Below are 7,955 nucleotides of genomic sequence, written 5' to 3'. Positions count from 1 at the left end.
CGGCGCCGTGCTGCTGCTGTATGGCGCGTGGGGCCTGCTCCGGCCTGCGCTGCCGCGCCCTGCGCCGCGGCACGAGGACTGGCTGGGCGCACTGGCCGGCGCCGTGTCGGGCCTGCTGACCGCGGCCACCGGCGTGTTCGTGCTGCCGCTGGTGCCCTACCTGCAGTCGCTGCGGATGGACCGCGACGAACTGGTCCAGGCCCTGGGCCTCAGCTTCACGCTGGCCACCGTCGCGCTGGGCCTGGTGCTGTGGCAGGCGGCCCCGCAGGCCGCCACGCCGGATGCGACGGACTGTGGCGTGGCGCTGCTCGCCGCGTTCGCCGGCCTGTGGGTCGGCACCCGGCTGCGACGGCGCCTGCCGGCGCCCACTTTCCAGCGCGCGCTCTACGGCATGTTCGTGCTGCTCGGCGCCGCCCTGCTGGGCCGCACGAACTAGGCCCCGCGATGCCGACGCACGGCGATGAACAAGCGCGGGCCGAGGCCCTGGAGCAGGCCTACCGGCTGGCGCTCGAACTGCTGGAGTTGCTGGACGAGGCGCGCGCCGCGATGGTCCGTCCGCCGCCGCGGCCCGAGGCTGCGGCGGGCCGCACCGACGACCCGGCCCATCCTGCAGCACCGGGATGACCCGCGAACTCGCGTCACAAAAACTACCCGCGCGGGTGGCTACGGCAGTTCACGGTTCTTTGAACATCGCGCCCTGGTCATCGGGGCGCGCCGCCGCCTCCCGGTGTTCTTTCTTCCCTTCCTGGAGCAAGCCCGCATGCGCGACTACCTCAAGTTCTACATCGACGGCCACTGGGTCGACCCGGTCAAGGCGAAGAGCCTCGACGTCGTCAACCCGGCCACCGAAGCCTCGGCGGGTCGCATCTCCATGGGCACGGCTGCCGACGTGGACCGTGCCGTGAAGGCCGCGCGCAAGGCCTTCGCGAGCTACTCGCAGACCAGCGTGGCCGAGCGCGCCTCGCTGCTTGAACGCATCATCGTCGAGTACAAGAAGCGCTACGCCGACATGGCTGCCGCCATCACCGAGGAGATGGGCGCGCCGGTCGCGCTGTCGAAGGACGCCCAGGCGGCGATGGGCATCGCCCACCTGCAGATCGCGCTCGACGTGCTGAAGAACTACAAGTTCCAGGAACTGCGCGACACCACACTGATGGTGAAGGAGCCGATCGGCGTGTGCGGCTTCATCACGCCGTGGAACTGGCCGTTCAACCAGATCGCCTGCAAGGTGGCGCCGGCGCTCGCGGTGGGCTGCACCATGGTGCTCAAGCCGTCCGAGATCGCGCCGTTCTCGGCCTACCTGTGGACCGAGATCCTGCACGCCGCAGGCGTGCCGGCCGGCGTGTTCAACCTCGTCAACGGCGATGGCCCGACGGTGGGCGCGGCGCTGTCGAGCCACCCCGACGTCGACATGGTCTCGTTCACCGGCTCCACGCGCGCCGGTGTCGAAGTGGCGCGCAATGCCGCGCCGACCGTGAAGCGGGTGCACCAGGAGCTGGGCGGCAAGTCGCCCAACATCATCCTTCCCGACGCCGACTTCAAGCACGCCATCACCGCCGGCGTGCAGGGCGTGATGCTCAACTCGGGCCAGTCGTGCAACGCGCCCACCCGCATGCTGGTGCCGAACGCGCGCCTCGACGAGGCGCTGGCCATCGCCAAGGAGGCCGCCGAGGCCACCACGGTGGGCGACCCGGCCAGCGGCGCCGCCCTCGGCCCGGTGATCTCGGCCACGCAGTGGGACAAGATCCAGACGCTGATCCACAAGGGCATCGAGGAAGGCGCCACGGTGGTGGCCGGCGGCCCGGGCAAGCCCAAGGGCCTGGAGACCGGCTACTACGTGAAGCCCACGGTGCTGGGTCACGTGAACAACCAGATGACGGTGGCGCGCGAGGAGATCTTCGGCCCGGTGCTGACCATCCTGGGCTACGACACGGTGGACCAGGCGGTCGAGATCGGCAACGACACGCCCTACGGCCTGGCGGCCTACGTGTCGGGCACCGACCCGGAAGCCACGCGCAAGGTGGCTTCGCGCCTGCGCGCCGGCCAGGTGAACATCAACAGCGTGCCGCTGGACTTCAAGGCGCCGTTCGGCGGCTTCAAGCAGTCCGGCAACGGCCGCGAGTGGGGCGACCACGCCTTCGGCGAGTTCCTCGAGGTGAAGGCCGTGCTCGGCTACGCACCCAAGGCGGCCTGAAGCGTGCGGCGCGGGCGGCTAGCCGCCGCCGCGCTGCATGAAGAGGTCGAAGTAGCGCATGAAGCGCTGCCGGTCGGCCTCGTCGACGTCGGTGAAGCTGAACTGCACCGCCAGCCGCGGCAGGCGCATCAACGCGATCTGTCGGTCCGGCAGCGGCGCCCAGCGCAGCTCGAGCCGACCCGCACCGATGTCCACGCGGGCCTGCCCCTGCGCCGCGCGATCGGCGGTCTGCGCACGCAGGCGCCCGGCAGCCAGCCCAGCCATTCGGCCTCGGTGCAGCCCATCTCGCGCTCGAAGCGCGGTGGATAGTGCGTCTGCATCAGCCGCCGGCGATCGGCGGCCAGATCGCCAGCACGTCGCCTTCCTGGAAGGTGCGCGCGGCGCGGTCCTCGGGCGCCACGTAGTGGCCGTTGACGAGCACCAGGTGCACCAGCTTCATCGGCAGGCCGTAGGGCGCTATCACGTCCGCGATCGTCGCCGACGGCGCGATGTCGAGCTCCACCCGGTTGCCGCTGCGGGCCTCGGCAGGCAGGTAGTCGGTGAGCGTGGCGTAGAGCTTGAAGCTGATCTTCATGCGGCGATCATCGCCCGGATCCGGCTCACACGTGCGCGCCGGCCTGGGCCCAGCGCGCCTGCGCCTGCCCCTGGGCAATGTAGGCCTCGGTCAGGCGCGTCGGGTCGGCGATCAGCTTCTCCTTCCACTCGCCCAGCCTCACGCGGCCCTCCACCAGCCCGCGCATCACGCCCACATGTTCGGTCCAGCCGATGCTGTTGCAGCCGACCAGCCGGTCGGCGTCGAACTGCAGGCTGAGGAGCTTGAAGCCCTCACGGTCGGTAAGCTCCGCCTGCTGGCCGCCGGGCACGCCCTGCCAGTCGCCGAAGCTGGCCGAAATGAGGCCCAGCGTGTCGAGCACGTTGATCTGCGGCACGCGCTTGAGCACCGCGCCGCGTTCGAGCATGTTCATCGCGGCCACGTAGGCCTGGTCGGCGGCGTTGGGCTGGATCGCGCTGATGACGCGCGTCTTCGTCGCCAGGTCGAAGGCCTCGGCGCAGTCGCCGGCGGTGTAGATGCCCGGCACATTGGTCTGCAGGCGCTCGTCGGCCAGCACGCCCTGGCCGCACTCGATGCCCGAGTCCTTCAGGAAGGCGACATTGGGCTTCACGCCGGTGGCGCTGATCACCAGGTCGGCCTCCACCGTCTGCCCGTTCGACAACCGCACGCTCATCGCGCTGCCGCGCGGCGCCGGTGCCGTTTCGCGCCAGTCGGGCGCGGGCGGTGCCGGGCTCTTGCCGCCGAGGCCGAGCATCGCCGCGGCGCGGGCGATGAACCCCCCCTCGGCCGAGGCCGGAGCCGCCGCCGACGGCGAAGCCACGGTGGACTTCGCCGCCTCGATCGCCTCGACGCGGGTGCCGGTGAACACGCGCACGCCCTTCTTCTCGCACCAGGCCTTGATCATGTTGCCGGCGGCCGGCCCCATCATGCGCGGCACCATGCGGTCGCCCATCTCCACGACGGTCAGCTCCACGCCGCGCAGCGCGAGCGCTTCCATGATGATGCAGCCGATGAAGCCGGCGCCCATCTGCAGCACCTTGGCACCGGGCTGCGCCAGCTCGGCGATGTGGCGCGCGTTCTCCAGCGTCCAGCACGGCTGCACGCCCGGCAGGTCCATGCCGGGGATCGGCGGACGCACCGGCTTGGAGCCGGTGGCGATCAGCAGCTTGTCGAAGCCGAGGATGCTGCCGTTGTCCAGCGTCACCGTGCGCCGGGCGGCGTCGACGTGGGTCGCGCGCTGGCGCAGCACCGTGACGTTGAGCTTGCGGAACTGGTCCGCGTCACGACGCAGGTAGGTGCCGTCCTCGCCCACCTTGCCGATCAGCAGGTAAGGAATCGCCATGCGCGAGTACGGCGGTTCCGGCTCGTCGCCGACGATCGTGATGCTGTCGTACGGCGCGTGCTTGCGCAGCGTCTCGGCCGCGATGACGCCGGCGGGGCCGGCGCCGAGGATCACGTGTCTCATAGGCCAGGCGTGCGCGTGTCTCGGGCTTGAGCTGGCCGCCGGCGTCCCAGCCGCGCACCTCGTAGTACTGCGGCAGCATTTCCGGCAGCTTGTTCACCAGGCCCTTGGCCGGACCGGTCTTCGCCGGTTCGGTCAGCAGGCGCTTGGGCAGCGTGTCGTCCTTCGCGGTGAAGCCGGCCTGGTTGTTGAAGTCGCGCTCCATGTTCCACACGCGCTCACCGATCTCGTTCAGCTTCTCCAGCGTGAACTCCTCGCCGCAGGCCGCCGCGACCTGCGGCTGCACGTCGGCCAGGCCCCAGGCGAAGCTGGTGAAGATGCAGATGCCGGCCGAGTCGAAGGCGGCGGTGGCATCCTGGAAGGCCTTCACCAGCTCCGGCTTGCCCTCGGCGACCAGCGGGTCGGTCTTGACCGGGATGCCCAGCACTTCCGAGGCGACCGTGTAGCCGCGCAGGTGGCAGGCGCCACGGTTGGAGGTGGCATACGCGAGGCCCATGCCCTGGATGCCGCGGCTGTCGTAGGCCGGGAACTCCTGGCCCTTGACGCTCATCGACAGGTCGGGGTGACCGTACTTCGCGGTCAGCCGCGCCGAGCCCAGGCCGATCTCCTTGCCGAAGCCCACGCCCTGCGCGGTCATCTCGGCAAAGTGCACCAGGCGCGCGCCGAGCCGAACGGCGCGTCGGTGCCGAGCTGCTCCTTGGTCAGCACGCCCATCTCGTAGAGCTCCATCACCGCGCCGATGGTCGCGCCGAAGGAGATCGGGTCCATGCCCTGCTCGTTGCACAGCACGTTGGCGTACTGCAGCGCGTCGAGATCGTTCACGCCGTTGGCGTTGCCCAGCGCCCAGGCCGCCTCGTACTCCAGGCCGCCGGAGGCGCCCCAGTACTGCGGCTTGTTCTCGACCGAGAAGTGGCTCTGGTCGATCTTCTGGATGCGCCCGCAGGCGATGGTGCAGCCGAAGCAGGCCTGGTTGGTGACCAGCGGCTTCTTGCCGTCGGTCTTGCGCGGCGTGGCCATCGCCTCGGCGGAGATGTCCTTGGCGCCCTCGAACTGCACGTCGCGGTGGTTGCGCGTCGGCGAGGCGCCGATCTCGTTGATCACGTTCATCAGCACCTGGGTGCCGTAGGTCGGCAGGCCCTGGCCGGTGACGGCGTTGTCGGCGAGGATCTTCTTCTTCTCGAAGGTCACCTTCATGAATTCCTTCGGGTTCGCGACGTTGCCGACCCCCTTGGTGCCGCGCACCGCGATGGCCTTCAGGTTCTTCGACCCCATCACCGCGCCCACGCCCGAGCGGCCGGCCGCACGGTGCAGGTCGTTCACCACCGCCGCATACAGCACGCCGTTCTCGCCCGCCAGGCCGATGCTCGACACGCGGGTCAGCGGGTCCTGGTGCTGCTTCTTGATGATCTCCTCGGTCTGCCAGACGCTCTTGCCCCACAGGTGGGAGGCGTCACGCAGCTCGGCCTTGTCGTCCTCGATCGACAGGTAGACCGGCTTGGCCGACTTGCCTTCGAAGATCACCATGTCCCAGCCGGAGAACTTGAGCTCGGCACCCCAGTAGCCGCCCGAGTTGGAGCAGGCGATCGCGCCGGTCAGCGGGCCCTTGGTCACCACGGTGTAGCGGCCGCCGGTCGAGGCCATGGTGCCGGTCAGCGGGCCTGTGGCCCAGATGATCTTGTTCTCGGGCGCAAGCGGATCGACCTTGGGGTCGATCTCGCTGACGAGGTACTTGGTGGCCAGGCCGCGCGAGCCCAGGTAGGCGCGCGCCCATTCCATGTTCAGCGGCTCCGAGGAAACGGTGCCGGCGGTGAGGTTGACGCGAAGGATCTTTCCAGCCCAAGACATAGTGTTCTCCTCAAGCCGCTGCGTTCTGGTTGCCGAGCTTGTCGGCCCAGGCCTGCATCTTGTTCAGGCCGGTCCAGTTCGCGTCGACGTAGGTGATGGCGCCCGTCGGGCAGGCTTCGGCACAGGCCGGCTCGCCGCCGCACAGGTCGCACTTCTGGACCTTGCCGGTCTCCTGCACGTAGTTGATGGTGCCGAATGGGCAGCTGATGGTGCAGACCTTGCAGCCCACGCAGGTGGTCTCGTTGACGATCTTGGCGCCGGTGGCGCCGTCGATCGTGATCGCCTCCACCGGGCAGGCATGCAGGCACCACGCCTCGTCGCACTGGGTGCAGGTGTAGGGCACCTTGCGGCCGGTGTGATGGAAGTCGAACACCTTGATACGCGACTTGCTCGGCGCGTAGACGGCGTAGTTCTCGAAGGAACAGGCCATCTCGCACTGCAGACAGCCAGTGCATTTCTCGGGGTCAAGGTGGAGGGTCTTCTGCATGGCTGGCGTCTCCGCTGGCGGTTCGTGATCGGATCGAATTCCCGTGCGCGCGAGCAAACCTCCGCCCGGCGCTAGGAACAAGTCTGCCTATGTTCTGGATTGAACATCCCGCTTCATATCCGGTGCTTACCCTGATCCGGCGCAGAACAATTGCTCCCCTTCAGCAAGTCGACCGGCCGGTGGGAGCAATCGCTCGGTGCTTCCGGGCGTCGCAGGGTCCGGCCGCCTGACCCGCCGGGCCGCCGCGCGCGCCACCGCCTCGTGCGTCGAAATTGAACACGAGTTCCATATCTTCCGGGACGAGCAGGATCACAATGAATGTGAAGTCCCACGCCCGATCTGGCGCTGATCCGTTCTCCGGGCGAGGCATCGCCGCCCGCCCGGGACACTGGCCGCCGATGGCGGCATGAAAGGAAGGCCTCGATGTCGATCCCCAGCGTGCACCCCACCCCGAGTACCAGCCGCCGCCGCCGCGAAGAGGCGGCCCAGCGGCCGATCGCCAGCGCCCTGCCCCTCGACGGCGAGCATGTGCTGTCGATCAACGAATCCCACGAGCGCTGTGCCGCGCTGGGCCTGAGCCGCATCGGCGCGCCCGACTACACACCGCTCGGCCGCGCCGACTTCACCATCACCCGCGAGCGCAACCGCCGCCTGTTCGCCCACGCGGCGCCGGTGATGGAACTGCTGTTCGACCAGATCGTGAAGACCCAGAGCATGGTCGTGCTGACCGACGCGCAGGGCACCATCCTCCACTCCATCGGCGACGAAGACTTCCTCGAAAAGGCCGGCAAGGTGGCGCTGGCGCCCGGCGTCAACTGGGCCGAGTGCACGAAGGGCACCAACGGCATGGGCACCGCGCTGGTCGACGAGACCGCGGTGCTGGTGCATGCCGACGAGCACTTCATGCACGCCAACCACTTCCTGACCTGCCAGGCCGCGCCCATCCTCGACCCGCGCGGCAACATCCTGGGCGTGCTCGACGTGTCGGGCGACCGGCGCGGCTACCACCAGCACACCATGGGGCTGGTCAAGATGTCGGCGCGCATGATCGAGAACCACTGGCTGAACGACGACTTCAGCGACGCGCTCCGTCTGCACATCCATCCGCGCATGGAGTTCATCGGCACGCTGCTCGAAGGCATCCTCGCGATCGACCGCGACGGCCGGCTGCTCGGCGCCAACCGCAGTGCGCTCGACCTGCTGGGCATGAGCGGCGCCGCGCTGCGCATGCACACCGTGGCCAGCCTGCTGGGCACGCCGCTCGGTGCCATCGTCGACCGCGGCCGTGCGCTGACGGGCGCCCCGATGCGCATGGCGCTGCCCAACGGTCAGACGGTGCATGTGCAGGCCCGCTGTAACTGGCCGCTGTGGCCCGGCCAGTGGACCGGCACGGGCGGCGGCCTGCGCGACGCGG

At 69.4% G+C, this 7,955-nt stretch carries 8 protein-coding genes and 1 pseudogene; 4 read left to right on the top strand and 5 right to left on the bottom strand.

Features of this window, described 5'->3' with window-relative positions:
• From x551_RS15780 to x551_RS15770, 3 genes are all read left to right on the top strand, one after another.
• The coding region (locus x551_RS15780) for a sulfite exporter TauE/SafE family protein (RefSeq protein WP_036249405.1) at nucleotides 1-436 on the top strand (436 nt) is incomplete at its 5' end.
• An 8-nt stretch (nucleotides 437-444) separates the two neighbouring features.
• Nucleotides 445-624, top strand: coding sequence for a hypothetical protein (locus x551_RS15775; protein ID WP_036234797.1), 180 nt, complete (start codon nucleotides 445-447; stop codon nucleotides 622-624).
• Between the two features lie 136 nt (nucleotides 625-760).
• The gene (locus tag x551_RS15770) at nucleotides 761-2,194 is read left to right on the top strand and encodes an aldehyde dehydrogenase family protein (RefSeq protein ID WP_036234795.1); all 1,434 of its coding nucleotides are present in this window, start codon (nucleotides 761-763) and stop codon (nucleotides 2,192-2,194) included.
• Between the two features lie 18 nt (nucleotides 2,195-2,212).
• On the opposite strand, the gene x551_RS15765 is transcribed toward x551_RS15770, so the two are convergent.
• The 5 genes and pseudogenes from x551_RS15765 to x551_RS15745 form a co-directional block, all read right to left on the bottom strand.
• A complete protein-coding gene (locus tag x551_RS15765; RefSeq protein ID WP_231497746.1) occupies nucleotides 2,213-2,458 on the bottom strand; it encodes a hypothetical protein in 246 nt (81 codons plus the stop codon).
• 55 nt (nucleotides 2,459-2,513) lie between these two features.
• Nucleotides 2,514-2,768: a MoaD/ThiS family protein gene (locus tag x551_RS15760; RefSeq protein ID WP_011830164.1), complete on the bottom strand. Its 255-nt coding sequence runs from the start codon at nucleotides 2,766-2,768 to the stop codon at nucleotides 2,514-2,516.
• 25 nt (nucleotides 2,769-2,793) lie between these two features.
• Complete coding sequence (locus x551_RS15755; protein WP_036249399.1) at nucleotides 2,794-4,212, bottom strand: FAD-dependent oxidoreductase; 1,419 nt, start codon at nucleotides 4,210-4,212, stop codon at nucleotides 2,794-2,796.
• A 4-nt stretch (nucleotides 4,213-4,216) separates the two neighbouring features.
• Nucleotides 4,217-6,054 (bottom strand): annotated as a pseudogene (locus x551_RS15750) (aldehyde ferredoxin oxidoreductase family protein); the annotation flags it as partial.
• A 10-nt stretch (nucleotides 6,055-6,064) separates the two neighbouring features.
• Nucleotides 6,065-6,541: a 4Fe-4S dicluster domain-containing protein gene (locus x551_RS15745; protein ID WP_011830167.1), complete on the bottom strand. Its 477-nt coding sequence runs from the start codon at nucleotides 6,539-6,541 to the stop codon at nucleotides 6,065-6,067.
• Between the two features lie 423 nt (nucleotides 6,542-6,964).
• Between x551_RS15745 and x551_RS15740 the strand changes: the two genes are divergently transcribed.
• Nucleotides 6,965-7,955: GAF domain-containing protein (locus x551_RS15740; RefSeq protein WP_152543539.1), on the top strand; the 991-nt coding region annotated here is incomplete at its 3' end.

Origin of the sequence: Methylibium sp. T29 (assembly GCF_000576205.1) — a bacterium.
Taxonomy (GTDB): Bacteria; Pseudomonadota; Gammaproteobacteria; order Burkholderiales; family Burkholderiaceae_C; genus Methylibium; species Methylibium petroleiphilum.
This window is presented reverse-complemented; position numbering and strand designations above follow the sequence as displayed.

Bases quoted from the DNA above. Each gene is read 5' to 3' on its own strand.
- x551_RS15775 (WP_036234797.1), top strand. From the start codon at position 445: ATGCCGACGCACGGCGATGAACAAGCGCGGGCCGAGGCCCTGGAGCAG.
- x551_RS15770 (WP_036234795.1), top strand. From the start codon at position 761: ATGCGCGACTACCTCAAGTTCTACATCGACGGCCACTGGGTCGACCCG.
- x551_RS15765 (WP_231497746.1), bottom strand. From the start codon at position 2,458: ATGGCTGGGCTGGCTGCCGGGCGCCTGCGTGCGCAGACCGCCGATCGC.
- x551_RS15760 (WP_011830164.1), bottom strand. From the start codon at position 2,768: ATGAAGATCAGCTTCAAGCTCTACGCCACGCTCACCGACTACCTGCCT.
- x551_RS15755 (WP_036249399.1), bottom strand. From the start codon at position 4,212: ATGAGACACGTGATCCTCGGCGCCGGCCCCGCCGGCGTCATCGCGGCC.
- x551_RS15745 (WP_011830167.1), bottom strand. From the start codon at position 6,541: ATGCAGAAGACCCTCCACCTTGACCCCGAGAAATGCACTGGCTGTCTG.